The organism is Lacinutrix neustonica (genome assembly GCF_026625145.1).
Taxonomy (GTDB): domain Bacteria; phylum Bacteroidota; class Bacteroidia; order Flavobacteriales; family Flavobacteriaceae; genus Lacinutrix; species Lacinutrix neustonica.
Window position 1 is genome coordinate 3266772 of record NZ_CP113088.1, and the last position, 15670, is coordinate 3282441.

Consider the following 15670-nt stretch of genomic DNA (forward strand, 5'->3'; position numbering starts at 1 on the left):
CTTCTCATTCGAAATGAAGTAAGAATCCATACGGAAGTAAATAAAATAAATAGATTTCTGCCTACGCAGGAATGATAGATATGAAAAAAAGCATACTAGAAAACGGGTTTTCAAAACTGTGTACAGCCAAGGCTATGACAGAATTGTATGAAGCGAATTTTAAACAGGTTTCAAAATATGTACATGCCACCTCACGAGGTCATGAAGCCATTCAAATTGCATTAGGATTGCAATTATTACCTCAAGATTACGCCTTTCCATATTACAGAGATGATGCCATGTTATTGTCGTTTGGACTAGAGCCATATGATTTGATGTTGCAGTTACTAGCAAAAAAAGACGATCCCTTTTCTGCAGGTAGAACCTATTATTCGCACCCCAGTTTAAAGGACGATGATAAGCCAAAAATCCCACATCAATCTTCCGCCACCGGTATGCAAGCCATTCCTGCAACTGGCGTTGCCATGGGGATGCAGTATAAAGAATTACAAGGATTAGATGATAAAGCGCTTAAGGCGTTGCCCTTTGTGGTCTGTTCTTTAGGCGACGCGTCTGTAACCGAAGGGGAAATCGCAGAAGCCTTCCAAATGGCTGCCTTAAAGCAATTGCCCATCTTATATTTAATACAAGATAATGGTTGGGATATTTCAGCCAATGCAGCAGAGACTAGAGCACAGAATGCCTTTGAATACGCTAAAGGGTTTAATGGATTAGAAGCCATTTCAATTGATGGTGCAAATTTCACAGAAAGTTATGACGCTTTAGAGCAAGTGATTCATACGATTAGGAAAGAACGCAGACCCTTTTTAGTGCATGCAAAAGTACCTCTGTTAAATCATCATACTTCGGCGTACGTATGGAATGGTATCGTGATGATTTAGACGAGGCGCGATCACGAGATCCCTATCCTGTATTGAAAAAGCAGTTGATTGATCAAGGGTGTTCTCGTGAAGATCTTGAAAACATAGAAAATAGTGCGAAAGAAAAAGTACAATCTGATTTTGAGAAAGCATTAAAAGCAGAAGATCCAAAACCAGTAAGATTTATTTACTAACGATTTTGCACCGACACCAATTACCGAGGAAAAAGGCATACGGTCACCTGAAGGCGTTGATAAAGTAGTCATGGTAGATTGTGCCCTATTTGCTGTAGAAGAGCTTATGAAAAAGCATAAAGAATGCTTGCTTTACGGTCAAGATGTGGGTGGGCGATTAGGAGGTGTTTTTAGAGAAGCGGCGACCTTAGCGCAAAAATTTGGAGATGATCGTGTGTTTAATACGCCTATTCAAGAAGCGTTTATTGTAGGCTCAACGGTAGGTATGAGTGCCGTAGGGTTGAAACCAATTGTCGAGGTTCAGTTTGCCGATTATATTTGGCCTGGTTTAAATCAGTTGTTTACAGAAGTAAGCCGCAGTTGCTATTTGAGTAATGGTAAATGGCCGGTAAGTATGATTCTTAGAGTGCCTATTGGTGCTTATGGAAGTGGTGGGCCATACCATTCGTCGTCTGTAGAAAGTGTGATAACAAACATTAGAGGAATAAAAATTGCGTATCCAAGTAATGGTGCCGATTTAAAAGGATTAATTAAAGCCGCTTATTATGATCCAAATCCAGTGGTTATATTAGAGCATAAAGGATTGTATTGGTCTAAAGTGCCAGGAACACAAGGCGCAACATCTGTAGAGCCCAGTGAAGACTATGTGTTGCCGTTTGGCAAAGCCTGGGTACTTCAAGAAATGCGGAAACAGGAAAATGTAGAGACCTTAACCATAGTTACTTATGGAATGGGCGTACATTGGGCAATGAATGCTTCTGAAGCATTGGATATGAAAGATCAAATTGAGGTGATCGATTTACGTACCTTATTTCCTTTAGACGAAGACACGGTTATGAAATCGGTTAAGAAAACAGGCAAATGTTTAGTGGTCACTGAAGAGCCTTCAAATAATAGTTTTGCAAGAGCACTAGCGGGAAAAATTCAAGAAGACTGTTTTAAATATTTAGATGCGCCAGTAATGACTATTGGTAGTGAAAACATGCCAGCCATTCCGTTAAACGCAACTTTAGAGCAAACCATGATTCCTTCAACTGAAAAAGTGAAAATGAAAATAAAGGAGCTAATGGATTACTAATATTAGAGGTATTTTAACATTTATTTGTCACTTTATTTAATTTGCTGTACTTTAGACGGATAACTAATTAAAATATTTAAACATGAAAAAAGTAATATTTACTGTATTAGCAGTAGCATTTATGTCTTTCTCTTTTACATCATGTAGAGAAGAAGAAAAGAAAACAGAAACTCAAGAGTTGATTGAAGAAATGGAAGCTGAAGGTGCAGATATTGAAACTAAAGTTGACGGGGACGAAACCAAAATAAAAATGGAAACCGAAGATAAAGAGGTGAAAATAAAAACCGATGGTGGTGACACAAAAATTAAGGTTGATGAAGATTAATTTTTAATGACAATTATAAAAAAAGCGACTCTCTGAGTCGCTTTTTTTTATTTGTTTACATGAGGTTAATTAAAGCCTTTAGTGTTTTAAAAATTAAAACTAGGGGTGTTTGGTGGGTACAGCTTCAACTGTTTTGTGGGTAAGTATTTATGTTCAAAAAAAAGCGACTTAAAAAGCCGCTCATGATTTTGTATATTCTATGGCCGTCCTTCAGGAGGATACGCTTTCATAATTTCGGCAACGAATTCTTTTATCCTAGCTTCTTTCTTTTCAATATTTGAAGAGCTTGTTAAATAACCTGAGCCTTTACCTTGCCATATTAATTCTTTTTTCTCAGTATCAATGAGATCAATGTACAAACTGCCTTGGGTTGAGGCGCTTACGTTGTTAAAACTGTTCCAATAAAAAGGACTCCATCCCCATCCATAGCCATAGGGGCCAAAACCGTTATTCCAAACGTTAACTTCTTGCCTAGATTTAGTAAAAATACTCACCAATACATCCGGATTTTCTGATTTAGTAAAGCCTTTAGCTAGCATTTCTGTTTCGATGGCTCTTAGAATTCTTCGTTTATCCAAATCACTAATCTCTGCTTTATCGATACCTGTTTTAAAGAAAGCAAACGTTTTATACGAATCAAAGTTTACACTTTTATCGTAATCTGAAACGACCCGTACACTTGTGCATGAAAAAACGAATAGTAGCAACGCTATTAGTGGTATTGTTTTTAGTATGATTTTTTTCATAATAATTAGATTAATGGTTATATGGAATCAATTAATGTATCATCTACACGATTAGGTAATGTGACTTTCAAATTAGGTTCGGCCTCCATAGCGCGTTTTATTGCAAAAATAGCCCCTTCATTTCGTGCCCAACTGCGTCGAGAAATGCCATTATTAACATCCCAAAACAACATTGATTTTACCCGTTTAGAAGCCTCTTTACTACCATCAAGAACCATACCAAAACCGCCATTAATTACTTCTCCCCAACCAACACCACCGCCGTTGTGTATACTAACCCAAGTAGCCCCCCGAAAACTATCTCCAATTACATTTTGGATGGCCATATCTGCGGTGAAACGTGATCCATCATAGATGTTTGAAGTTTCGCGGTATGGAGAATCTGTTCCGTAAACATCATGGTGGTCACGACCTAAAATCACCGTGTCAATCTCTCCTTTTGCAATCGCTTGATTAAAGGCTTCGGCTATTTTAGCACGACCTTCGGCATCGGCATAGAGAATTCCGGCTTGTGAGCCTACCACTAATTTGTTGTTTTGTGCGCCTTTAATCCATTGAATATTATCGGCCATTTGCTGCTGAATTTCTTGAGGTGCATCTTTCATGATGTCCTCTAAAACTTGACACGCGATGTGGTCTGTTTTTTCTAAATCTTCAGGCTTTCCCGAGGCGCAAACCCAACGGAATGGACCAAAGCCATAATCGAAACACATAGGTCCCATTATGTCTTGAACATAACTTGGGTATTTGAAGTCTATTCCATTTTCAGCCATAATATCGGCTCCCGCTCTTGACGCTTCTAACAAAAAGGCATTTCCGTAATCAAAAAAATAGGTACCTTTTTCAGTGTGTTTATTTATGGCAGCTGTGTGGCGACAAAGTGTTTCTTTAACCTTGCCTTTAAAAAGTTCAGGGGCATTAGCCATCATATCATTAGCTTCTTCAAAGGTAATATCTACAGGGTAATAGCCGCCTGCCCAAGGGTTGTGAAGTGAGGTTTGGTCGCTACCTATATCTATTGTAATGCTTTCTTTATCGAAAGCTTCCCGGACGTCAACAATATTTCCTAAATACGCAATAGAAACCGTTTCTTTGTTTATAATGGCTGCGGTAACGCGCTGCGTTAATGCGGGTATAGTGGTTATTTTTTCATCGATCCAACCTTGGTCCAAACGCACTTGAGTAATTTTTGGATTCACTTCAGCACAAACCGTTATACAACCGGCAATGTTTCCAGCTTTAGGTTGTGCACCGGACATGCCTCCCAATCCGGAGGTTACAAATAAGCCTCCTTTTGGAGATTTATTAATTTTTCTAAACGCATTTAAAACTGTAATGGTTGTGCCGTGCACTATCCCCTGAGGTCCAATATACATATAGCTACCCGCGGTCATTTGTCCGTACTGTGTGACCCCAAGAGCATTAAATTTTTCCCAGTCATCGGGTTGTGAGTAATTGGGAATCATCATGCCATTGGTAACGACCACTCTTGGCGCTTCTTTGTGTGATGGAAATACACCCATAGGGTGGCCGGAGTACATCACGAGTGTTTGCTCGTCGTTCATTTCAGCCAAGTACTTCATTGTTAATCGGTATTGTGCCCAGTTAGAAAACACGCCACCATTTCCACCATAAGTTATCAGTTCATGGGGATGTTGTGCAACAGCGTAATCTAAATTGTTCTGTATCATGAGCATGATGGCTGCCGCTTGTTTTGATTGCGCTGGATACTCATGGATGGGTCTCGCATATATTTTGTAATCTGGACGAAAACGGTACATGTAAATACGACCGTAACGTTCTAATTCTTCTTTAAACTCTTTTATTAAAACGGGATGATCCTTTTTATCAAAATATCTTAATGCATTTCTTAGTGCGAGCTTTTCTTCTTCTTTAGAAAGAATGGCTTTGCGTTTTGGTGCATGATTTATAGAGCTATCGTATGGCCTCTTCGGAGGTAATTTTAAAGGAATCCCTTCTAAAACCTGTTCTTTAAATGCTATGCTGTTTACTGACATTAGTTTTTTTTTAAAGTATTTTTATTATACCCATAAGGGCAATGTCTACATCCACTTTCACAACAGTAACCTCTTTTAAGGTGATATTGTTCTGTAAAACACTTGTAACCTTCTGGGGTGAGGTAGAAATCGCCTGCTTCTATGGGAATATATTTCTTCATTTGTCACAAAGATAATGTAAATTGAAGTGAAATTTTAACGCGGTAATTAGTGATTTTATTTTCTAAATATTTAGTGCCAAAAGGCTATGTAGGTATAACGATCTTTCCTTTTGTTGTTTTAAAACACCACGCCTTAAAAGGTAATCGTGTATTAGTTAATCATGAGAAAATTCATCTGAAACAACAAATAGAGTTATTAGTTATTCTCTTTTATGTGTTTTATGGCATTGAATTCATGGTAAGGCTGATAAAATATAAAAATTGGAATATGGCCTATAAAAATATATCTTTTGAACGAGAAGCTTATACCAATGAAAACAATCTTGAGTATTTGAATACCAGGACCTTTTGGATGTTCTTTAGTTACATATAAAAATAAAAACGACCTTAATATTAAAAGCTAATTAGGGTCGTTTTTGGTAATGAGCACTTTATAGTATTAGTAAATCACTTTTTTAAATATCGAGGCATCATCAGAGAATATAACTTGTATTATTAGTCCTCTATTTGCTTTTTCAATGGCCACTAGCGCTATTTTTTTTGTATTCAAACCTTTGTAAGTTTTTAGTAATCTGCCTAAAACATCAGATACAATAATTTTGTTTATCGTTTTGTTTTCAGACAAAACGGTCAATTGATTATTCGAAATAATTTTTAAAGTATCATCTTCTGTAATCGAGTAGTTTTCTACAGATAGCGTTTGCGTAGTAAAAACGATTTCAAACCTTTCGTTAAACGTTCCTGCATCAGAACTAAACGAATACGGATTCGCCTTTAGATCATGTATAATATTAAGGTCGTTATCTTTTAAATATATTTGCTGATTTTCGAATAGTGCATCAAAGTGATCAATCCCTATTCTGTAAGCGTTTTGACTAATGGCCTTGAAACCTAAAGGGATAACATCAGACTCTGTGAACGGTAAAGGTTTTGCTTGAATCGTTAATTTATCTTCAGAAGCTATAGAATAGAACGTCACATCATTACCACCAAAACTTTTTCCATCTAAACCACGATCCCATCCTGAAGTCGCGCCTTCTGCGTATCCAATTAAAATTTGACTAAAAGCACCAGTATCATTACTTAAATTTAACCACAACCTGTGTTTTTCAAAAGCGGTGAATTTCTTGTTTTTTGGTGTACTAGTGTTGCTCGTTTTAAAGAAATTGTTGTTTTCATTTTTAACACGCATGCTGTTATTAAAATTTGCATTGCCGTTATTTAAACCTAATACAAAGAAGGCTTGACCGAAGCGATGTATTGTGTAGGAGCCGCACCGCCTGTGGCAGCAGTATTTGTTGAGCCCAATGCGTTTATAGAAGCATAATCACTAGATGTGTAATTAGCACCATAGTCAGCATAAAAGGGATCTGGATAGGCGCTATTAGGAGGTGTGTTGTGGGTCCATATGTAAACCGTGCCATCTAAAAGCGTGGAATTATTAGCTTCATTTAAAAAGCTCATAACATCAATTGCTGAAGGATAAGGGTTTCCAATTAAATTCCATTGATCGTCGTCGGCAGTGACGGCAGTATCTCCAATGGATGTGCCAACATTAGCATCTGTACCCACAGTAATAGGGATGGTGATAGCGCCATTGTTAGGCACGCCTTCATAACGTGCAGTATATACTGTTTTAGTACTAGTGTTTGTGCTAAACGTTTGTGGCGCTCTAACGGCATAGCCAACAGCAGGGGTCATTATTGTCGAGTTGGGATTGTTAAAAACCCAATTGCCGTTACCGCCGATTGTGTAGGCAACCAGGAATAGAATTTATCTCCTAGCGTATCGGGAGAGAGGTCTTTAAGAAGATACCCGTAAACGGTTGTTAAAGGAGAACTCCAATATGTATAATCATATCGATACATGGGTTGAGAATCTCTTTCAATGGTTACAGTTCCAGTATTGGCATCATTACCTATTTGCACCAAGCTGGCACTATCTTGTATATTAAAAATACCGTTGGGTTCTACGGTAACCCAGTCGCTAACAATAAGGTTGTTTCCGGATTGTAATTCTAAATTACCTGTTGCTCTTACGGTTACATTTTTAGCATAAGCATCATAGGCAGATCCGGTAATAATGGTGTTATCTCGGAATGATTACACAACTGTTCGCTGTTGGAATGTTATTTTGAGACCAGTTTGATGGGTCGTTCCAATCGGTAGAACTTCCTCCAGTCCAAAAGAGTGTTTTATTATTTATAGAAATGGTTTCACTCACCGTGCAACCATTTGATAAGGATGCAGTTGCTGTGAATGAGAATGTTGGCGATTGTAGTTGAATCGTTGTGGGTTTTACATAGACAAGGCTCGCTGCCGTTCCGGCCGTATACGGATTGGTTGCTGCGGCGTCTAAGTAAGCGTCTATAGGTGTGCTGCTGGTCCAAGTAAATGAAGAGGCCAATGGTTTTGATCCATACAATTGTATATTATCGACGGCTACACCATCACACCAGGCATCGGCAAAATAACGAATTCTAACCTTTAACGTTGGTTCAGCTATATAAGAGGATAAATCTAATGAGAGGTTGGCAAAATTAGTACCATAACCAATATCGTTATTGTATTGTTGTACCGTGGTCCATGTCGTTCCACTGTCTGTAGACACGTCAACAGAGACGTATTCCGGATTACTATTCTTGTACCTTGAGAAGTACATATCAAAGCTTAGTGTTAAATCTAGAAAATTTGATGCATCTAATAGTGCAGATTCTAAAGCATTTTCTTTAATATTAGAAGTACCAACATCAGAAGTTGCCATCACGAATTTATTAGATTTAAAACCGGAAGCAATAGCCGGAAACCAAACTTGTTCTGAAGGGACAAATGTACTGGTGCGTTGTTGCCACATCGTGGCGGCATTCTCAGAAGCACCATTGTCTGCAATGTTGTTATTTGAAAAGGAGCCTAACCCAGCGCCTTCAAAATCTTCATCTATTAAGTATATAATTTCATTTTCAGCAGAAGCGGCAAGTTCAATAATGTCATCTTCTCCACAAACTTCAGGAACACTAGGGGTAAAGGTTAAGGTCGTAATGGTTAAAATGGTGGCTGTTATTTTGGTTTTTACTAAAGACTCACAAGTACCATTTACTGCAGTAACATAATAATCTGTTGTAGCACTTATAGAAGGTGTTGTCCAGGATCCAGTGTTCGTTGTTGCTAATGGTGTGGTATCTGTACTGTTAGCATACCAATTAAAAGAGGTGGTGCTCGGGCTTCCAGTAACACCTAATGTTACTGTTCCTGGACCACACGTATTAGCTTCAGTAAGACTGGTAATAGTGGCATCACAACTTTCTACGACGGTGAAGGTATAATCTTCAGTTTCTCCATATTCATTGTAGTTGCCATTTTGGTAAAAGGTTTCACAAGCGGTATAATCATAAGTGTTATTCGATGTGCCGTAGTAATAGTGATAACTGCTATAGGTTCGTATACGAATTCTATAATCGCCAACAGCTTGACCAGGTGGAATGATAAACCCAAAGGTGGTACTGGAGGCTGCTATTCCAGTATCGTACACTTTTTCAGTAGCTTCATCAAAAACAAAATCCTTATTCCAGTCTATCCATGCTTTAATTCGTCCTGTGGCATTAGATTCCACAAAAACATTCATGCCTTCTCCTTGTGCTTGTACGCTATTGGTTATAGCGGTGTGATCTTGGTAGCCTTGAGGACTTGTGGAATAGCTGTTGTTCAAGTTAGACACATCATTTAGAGTGCCTATAAACTCTACATTATTGAAATATAATACTGTTTCGTCATTTAAAGATTCTCGAATACAATAATTAGTAAGAGCAGTAACTGAAACATTGTAGTCCTCTGCTTGGCCATATCCAGCACCTGTTTGACATGCATTCGCCGAATACCCATTAAAACGGTGCATCACACGCATTCGGGTGTTTCCTGTAGAAGCGCCAACAGGGACATCTATGGGGTAAGACAAGGTTACGCCATCATTCCCATAAGTACCATAGAGACTGCCCATGTAATAAATTTCATTAGCCGCATCACCAAAAGTGCCATTTTGGTTCCAATCAAAATAGGCTTTCTCATAGAATCTATTGTTTCCACCACAGTTTGCTTGCATTGTTAAGGTGTATGTGTCACCTTGTTGTACATTGGCGGTATTACAAAAGCCTTGTGTACTTGCGCCTCCAGGGGTTGTATTAGTGGTCGTTCTATTAATACCAGCAAAGCTTATATTGGTAATTGGATAAACCTGATCGGTAAAAGTAGGAACACAATAACTTCCATCACAAGCCATTAGAGACGGTCCGTTGGATTCATTATTATTTTTATTATGAGTGGAATAGTCTAATGTAGTCTCTCGGAGTCTCGCCTTTTAGCAGGTTGCGTTTATTTGAAACGGTTGGCTTAATAAACGTGGTCACATGCCTATCACGACTACCACGATTCTGAATTAGAAGAGGTGTGTCACCTTTGGATGTAGTGTTTACATTTTGAGCACCACTATTAAAAATAGAAAGACTTAAGAACGTAAAAATTAATAAAATCGTGTTTTTTTTGTAGGTGCATAAAGTGTTACAATAAACGGCACCTTGGGTTGTAGGTTGTTTTTTGATCATTGGGAGCGGGTATTAAAAAAACTTAAATGCTAAAACAGTGCAATAAACTGCTAAGGTTTTAGCATGCATTACATTCATTATAGGTTACAAAATGAATTAAAAGCAGTGTAAAACTAGTGATTTTCAATAAAATAACACTATTAAATGCTTTTTTTTCGATAAAGCGCAAATAATTTGATCCTATAACTTATGTGGTTATCAATCTTAAAAACAGCTTAATATAGGTGTTTTTTTGCCTTTACAACTAGGGGTTATGCCTTTGGTAAATGGGAGGATTTAATTTTTAATGCGATTAGTACTTTTTATAAAAATAATGGGGCGCCATAGCGTCATTTTATTTTGAAATAAAGGGCGTTAACTAAGAAAGACATTGTAGTACTTCAAAAAAAACGTGCAAGTAGGACGTTTTTGATAGGTTCTTATTTTTTATCTAAAAGCATTTGTTTAATGGCTGAAATATCCTCTTCCATGCGCTTAATTTTTTTTTCTTGAAGCGTAATGATCTTTTGTTGTTCTTGGATGGCTTTTATTGCAAGTACACCGAAGGCATTGTAATTGACAGTTAAGTAGCCATTTTTTTCGCCTACTAACTCCGGAAATAACTGCTGTACTTCTTGTGCGATAAGTCCATTTTGCATGCGCTTGTTCTTATCCTTTTTATAGTGGTAATTTACAGGATTTAAGGCTAAAAACTTTTCTAAAGTATTCATTTCCATCGGGGAAATATTGTTTTTAAGCCTTCTGTCAGAATATTGTACATATGCTCCAGTACCGTCTTCTATATATGATTCTGCAACTCCGTTAAAAGCAAAATTATAGTCATTATAGGTATCAATATAAGTATCCCAATAACTCGCGCTCGCGTTTCTAAAAATTCTTAATTTTTTGTCCTGTGTAATTCTTAAACTTTCAGAATAAAGTTCGGTTGTGCCATTAGTAATTACAAAAGGTCTATTCCCAGCAGCAATTTGAAAAGCTCCTTTTCCTCCAAAAGTTGAAGCACCTCCAGTATTAACATAGCCAATGTGTCCTCTATAACTATCGTTTTGATTAAAATAAATTCCAGCAAAACCGCCATCACTATTGTTTTGAATTCTCATAACACCAGCACCATCTTGATTGTGTTGTACGTGCAGCTTATTAGCAGGAGCTGTGGCTCCGGTTCCAACACCTACATTACCCGAATTTGCGTTATACATATTATTACCAACAATCGTCCAATCGTTATCTACGCTTCCTGAAAACGTACTCCAAGAAGTTCCATTGAAGAAATAAAAACCTGGACTAGTGTCCGTTCGGTAAACGAGTAAGCCTGAAGTAGACGCATCAACTGTTAGGGCACTAATTTGTGCTAGGGTCATTCTAGGTATTAATAATCCGCCTTGAGTGGATTCAATGTCTAACGCCGCACTTGGATTAGGGTTTGTCGTTCCTATGCCAACCTGTGAAAAAGTTTGATTTACGCTGATGATACTTAAGAACAGAAATAATACAACTGACCTATTGTTAAATAATCGTTTCATATCGTTAAAATTTTCTATAAATATCAATTACATTTACGTCACAAATATACGTTTTAAATCCATGAAAAGTAGATGCTTTCGATAAAGAGCGGGTTTTTTTAACGTTTCGTGAGTTGTTAAACGAAAAATCAATCTCAATTGTTCAATAATAGTAGTTTAGGTTTAAATATGGAGTCCAATAATCAACACATTCACTCCATTTACTCTCAGTATTTGGGAGATAAAAGAATAACGTTACATGTAAAACGTGAAGATCAACTGCATGCGGCCGTCTCGGGAAACAAGTTTAGAAAACTAAAGTACAATTTAATTACGGCAATCAAGGAAGAAAAAAACACCTTACTCACTTTTGGAGGAGCGTTTTCAAATCATATAGCTGCTACGGCGTCTGCTGGGAAAATGTGTGGATTAAAAACCATTGGGATTATAAGAGGCGAAGAGTTAAGTAGCAAAATTAAAGACAACCCAACTTTAAAGTATGCTCAAGACTGTGGTATGACTTTTAAATTCATTTCTAGAACAGCGTTTAGAACTAAAGAAGCCCCCTCTTTTATTGAACAACTTAAAAATGAATATGGAGACTTTTATCTTATTCCGAGAAGGCGGGACTAACGCTTTGGCTGTTAAAGGATGCGAAGAAATTTTAACCACTGCTGATGAACATTTCGATTACATTTGTGCTTCTGTTGGTACTGGAGGTACATTAGCGGGCTTGATTAATAGTTCAAAATCGAGTCAACAAGTTTTAGGATTTTCAGCATTAAAAGGGGACTTTTTAAAACAAGATATTAGTAAATTTGCAAAACAGAATAATTGGCAATTAATAAACGCGTACCATTTTGGGGGTTATGCCAAAATAAATACGGAATTGATAACGTTTATAAACCAGTTTAAGAAGGTGCACCAAGTAGCATTAGATCCAGTGTATACAGGAAAAATGATGTATGGCATTTTTGATATGGTTGATACAGGGTATTTTAAAAGTGACTCTAAAATATTAGCCATTCACACCGGCGGTTTACAGGGTATTGAAGGCATGAATGCCGATTAAAAAAGAAAAATTTACCAGTAATACAATGATTAATGAATAAAATAATTAGTGTTTTATGCGTGCTTGTTTTATTAAGTAGTTGTGGCTCACAGAAGAAAGTGACCACGCAAAAATCTAAAAATAAAACGACCAGGGTGGTTAAAGGATCTGAGAGCACTTCAAAAAACGAGATTAAAGTGATTATTCCTGAGCGTCCACAAGGAGATATTCCTATTGTTGATACTCCGAACGTTATGCTTCTCCTACTCAAGAGTACATTGCTATTTACAGCGATATCGCTCAAGACGAAATGCGCAACTATGGTGTGCCGGCAAGCATCACTTTAGCACAAGGGATCTTGGAGTCTGCTTCAGGAAAAGGGCGGTTGTCTATGGAAGCGAATAATCATTTTGGTATTAAATGTCATACTGGTTGGACGGGTGCTAAAATTTATCACGATGATGATGCCTCACAAGAGTGTTTCCGAAAATATAAAAATTCAAAATATTCTTTTAGAGACCACTCTTTGTTTTTAAAAGAACGGAAGCGCTACTCAGAGCTGTTCAAACTTCAAAAAGACGATTACAAAGCATGGGCGAGGGGACTACGGGCAGCTGGTTATGCTACAGACAGAAAGTATCCGGAAAAATTAATTAGTTTAATAGAACGCTATCAATTATACCGTTTTGATGACGAAGTATTAGGTAAAACATTAGATTTTAATGATAGACATATTATTATGGCCGGTGACACGTTGTATTCGTTATCTAAAAAATATAATATTTCAATTCAAACACTAAAAGAACTAAATGGTTTAGAATCCAATGACCTATATGTTGGACAAATATTATTTGTAAAACCCTTACCAAAAGATTAAAAAAATAATGAGATATAAAAGAAGTAGTGTATTATTTACCCAAGCAGAGCAAGTTATTCCTGGAGGTGTAAACTCACCGGTTCGCGCTTTTAAGGCGGTTGGAGGCACCCCAATTTTTGTAAAGGAAGCAAAAGGGGCCTATTTATATGATGAAGATGGAAACCAATTAATAGATTATATAAATTCTTGGGGGCCCATGATTTTAGGGCATGCATACGAACCTGTTGTCAATGCCATTATAGATAAGGCTAAAAAAGGAACGTCTTTTGGTATGCCAACTGAAATTGAAACCCAGATTGCTGAATTAGCCGTTGCTATGGTGCCTAATGTTGATAAAATTCGTTTTGTAAATTCAGGAACCGAAGCGTGTATGAGCGCTGTGCGTTTAGCAAGAGGGTTTACTGCAAAAGATAAAATTATAAAGTTTGCGGGGTGTTATCATGGACATAGTGACTCGTTTTTAATTCAAGCGGGTAGCGGGGCTGTTACTTTTGGTTCACCTAATAGTCCAGGCGTGACTAAAGGCACCGCACAAGATACTTTGTTAGCTAGATATAATGATTTGGAGAATGTGGAAAGCATTATCAACGCTAATATAAATGAGATAGCTTGTGTTATTGTTGAACCAGTTGCGGGTAACATGGGCTGTATTCCCCCAAAAGAAGGCTTTTTACAAGGATTAAGGCAATTGTGCGATACCTATAATATTTTACTGGTTTTCGATGAGGTGATGACTGGATTCCGTTTGGCAAAAGGAGGCGTGCAAGAACTTTATGGCGTTCATGCAGATATTATTTGCTTTGGTAAAGTGATAGGTGGAGGATTACCTGTGGGGGCGTTTGCTGCTAGAAATGAAATCATGAATCATCTCGGCGCCCTTAGGAGCTGTTTACCAGGCAGGGACCTTAAGTGGGAATCCATTGGCTATGGCAGCGGGATTGGCTATGTTAACGGCATTAGATGCTGATAAAGAACTGTTTAATCGTTTAGCAGAAAAAACGGAATATTTACATAAGGGATTAACTAAGGTTTTAAAAAAACACGACATCACACATACTATAAATAGAGTGGGCTCTATGATTTCTGTACATTTTTGTGCTACTGAAGTTGTCGATTTTGATAGCGCTGCTGAAGGTAATAATGAGACCTTTAAAAGGTTCTTTCACGGCATGTTGGAAGCGGGTGTTTATATAGCGCCAAGTGCTTTTGAAACTTGGTTTATTACCGATGCATTAACATACGAAGATTTAGATTTCACTATTGCCGCGTGTGATAAGGTGTTTGCTTAAAAAAAAACAAAAAATGTCCAATTAAAAAAAGCGATTACACATTTTGTAATCGCTTTTTTTTTATTGGAATGAGGAGCTATCCTTTTATAGTGCTCATAAATTATAGAATATCTAAACGATAATTTAGTGGATTTCTTTTTAGAGCATAAGAGCACTCGAAAGGATTTAGTGTTTTCTTCTATCGCCATCACGGTCGCTAGGGGCTGTTCCTCTTTTTCTTTCCATTTTTCTTGGTCTGCCCATCTTATGCTTTCTTTCATGCATTGTGTTCCATTTTTCATACTGCGATTCATTAAGGATTTTCTTCATTTCCCTTTTAGTAGCAATCCTGTTATCTAATTTATCGTTCTGCATTTTTAAACGCGCATCTTCAGAAGGTTTTTCGCCTTTTTCGGCCATAGTTGCTTTTTTCTTCATGTGTTCTAAACGACGTTTAGCTGTTTTAAGTTCTACTTGCTCCACTTGCTTTTGTTGCGCATCAGAAAGATCTAGAGCTAAAACCATTTTTTTAGTTTGTATTTGAGCCATGTCTTCGGCATTCATTTTATTTAAGCGCTCTTTTTTAATAGCCATGCGGTCCTCTTTTTTGTCTTGTGCCTGCATGTTAAAGGAAGCTAAGGCTAGTGCCATAATTATTAATTTTTTCATAGTAGATTTTATTTATTGTTATTATTGCTCTAGGACTTCTAAAAAATGAAAAGGTTTAAGGGTATTTCTGCTTTAACAGCAAATTAACAGATTAACATTTTGTCATTACACTTATAATTGGTTCTAACTCTATTTGTGTTTTACTTTTTAGTCATGTCAAATAAGGTCGCGTAATATCGCTTTTATGGTTGGTCTCATCAAGTAGAAAGACACTTGTGTTTTAATTCTTAATTGCTGGAGTATGTGTTAAATAATTTCTAGAGCGCACGCCATCTATTGTAATACGTTTACTATTCAAATTTGACCTAAGGAAGAATAGGGGATCGT

The 15670-nt window shown here is 37.2% G+C and carries 13 protein-coding genes and 3 pseudogenes; 6 read left to right on the forward strand and 10 right to left on the reverse strand.

What is annotated here, in order from left to right:
* Positions 1-71: 71 nt before the first annotated feature.
* Positions 72-2132: pseudogene (locus N7U66_RS17685) on the forward strand (alpha-ketoacid dehydrogenase subunit alpha/beta).
* Between the two features lie 82 nt (positions 2133-2214).
* Complete coding sequence (locus N7U66_RS17690; protein WP_267676311.1) at positions 2215-2457, forward strand: hypothetical protein; 243 nt, start codon at positions 2215-2217, stop codon at positions 2455-2457.
* A 197-nt stretch (positions 2458-2654) separates the two neighbouring features.
* On the opposite strand, the gene N7U66_RS17695 is transcribed toward N7U66_RS17690, so the two are convergent.
* From N7U66_RS17695 to N7U66_RS17705, 3 genes are read right to left on the reverse strand one after another with little or no spacing between them, the layout of a single operon-like run.
* Positions 2655-3203 carry a DUF4136 domain-containing protein gene (locus N7U66_RS17695; RefSeq protein ID WP_267676312.1) on the reverse strand — a complete coding sequence of 183 codons (549 nt, stop codon included), beginning with the start codon at positions 3201-3203 and terminating at the stop codon, positions 2655-2657.
* A gap of 17 nt (positions 3204-3220) precedes the next feature.
* On the reverse strand, positions 3221-5206 hold the full coding sequence (locus tag N7U66_RS17700) for a urocanate hydratase (protein WP_267678554.1): 1986 nt from the start codon (positions 5204-5206) through the stop codon (positions 3221-3223).
* Between the two features lie 14 nt (positions 5207-5220).
* Positions 5221-5382, reverse strand: coding sequence for a DUF5522 domain-containing protein (locus N7U66_RS17705; protein WP_267676313.1), 162 nt, complete (start codon positions 5380-5382; stop codon positions 5221-5223).
* 49 nt (positions 5383-5431) lie between these two features.
* Here N7U66_RS17705 and N7U66_RS17710 point away from each other — a divergent pair, with 49 nt between their 5' ends.
* Positions 5432-5755 carry a hypothetical protein gene (locus N7U66_RS17710; protein WP_267676314.1) on the forward strand — a complete coding sequence of 108 codons (324 nt, stop codon included), beginning with the start codon at positions 5432-5434 and terminating at the stop codon, positions 5753-5755.
* A 66-nt stretch (positions 5756-5821) separates the two neighbouring features.
* Here N7U66_RS17710 and N7U66_RS17715 read toward each other — a convergent pair whose 3' ends face one another.
* The 6 genes from N7U66_RS17715 to N7U66_RS17740 form a co-directional block, all read right to left on the reverse strand.
* The gene (locus N7U66_RS17715) at positions 5822-6574 is read right to left on the reverse strand and encodes a hypothetical protein (protein ID WP_267676315.1); all 753 of its coding nucleotides are present in this window, start codon (positions 6572-6574) and stop codon (positions 5822-5824) included.
* Positions 6575-6609: 35 nt separating this feature from the next.
* Positions 6610-7083 carry a hypothetical protein gene (locus tag N7U66_RS17720; RefSeq protein ID WP_267676316.1) on the reverse strand — a complete coding sequence of 158 codons (474 nt, stop codon included), beginning with the start codon at positions 7081-7083 and terminating at the stop codon, positions 6610-6612.
* A complete protein-coding gene (locus N7U66_RS17725) occupies positions 7083-7313 on the reverse strand; it encodes a hypothetical protein (protein ID WP_267676317.1) in 231 nt (76 codons plus the stop codon). The genes N7U66_RS17720 and N7U66_RS17725 overlap by 1 nt, the downstream gene beginning before the upstream one ends.
* Before the next feature lie 157 nt (positions 7314-7470).
* Entirely contained in the window at positions 7471-9654 is a 2184-nt protein-coding gene (locus tag N7U66_RS17730; protein ID WP_267676318.1) for an immunoglobulin domain-containing protein, read from the reverse strand.
* Positions 9655-9688: 34 nt separating this feature from the next.
* On the reverse strand, positions 9689-9976 hold the full coding sequence (locus N7U66_RS17735; protein WP_267676319.1) for a hypothetical protein: 288 nt from the start codon (positions 9974-9976) through the stop codon (positions 9689-9691).
* Positions 9977-10395: 419 nt separating this feature from the next.
* Entirely contained in the window at positions 10396-11499 is a 1104-nt protein-coding gene (locus tag N7U66_RS17740) for a tail fiber domain-containing protein (RefSeq protein WP_267676320.1), read from the reverse strand.
* Between the two features lie 168 nt (positions 11500-11667).
* Between N7U66_RS17740 and N7U66_RS17745 the strand changes: the two are divergent.
* The 3 genes and pseudogenes from N7U66_RS17745 to hemL all read left to right on the forward strand — a co-directional run bounded on the left by N7U66_RS17745 (position 11668) and on the right by hemL (position 14695).
* Positions 11668-12579 (forward strand): annotated as a pseudogene (locus N7U66_RS17745) (1-aminocyclopropane-1-carboxylate deaminase/D-cysteine desulfhydrase).
* A gap of 260 nt (positions 12580-12839) precedes the next feature.
* Positions 12840-13406, forward strand: a complete 567-nt coding sequence (locus N7U66_RS17750) for a glucosaminidase domain-containing protein (RefSeq protein ID WP_313791302.1) — start codon at positions 12840-12842, stop codon at positions 13404-13406.
* A 7-nt stretch (positions 13407-13413) separates the two neighbouring features.
* A pseudogene (gene hemL / locus N7U66_RS17755) lies at positions 13414-14695 on the forward strand (glutamate-1-semialdehyde 2,1-aminomutase).
* Between the two features lie 165 nt (positions 14696-14860).
* Here hemL and N7U66_RS17760 read toward each other — a convergent pair.
* Positions 14861-15343, reverse strand: coding sequence for a hypothetical protein (locus tag N7U66_RS17760; RefSeq protein ID WP_267676321.1), 483 nt, complete (start codon positions 15341-15343; stop codon positions 14861-14863).
* Positions 15344-15670: the final 327 nt, after the last annotated feature.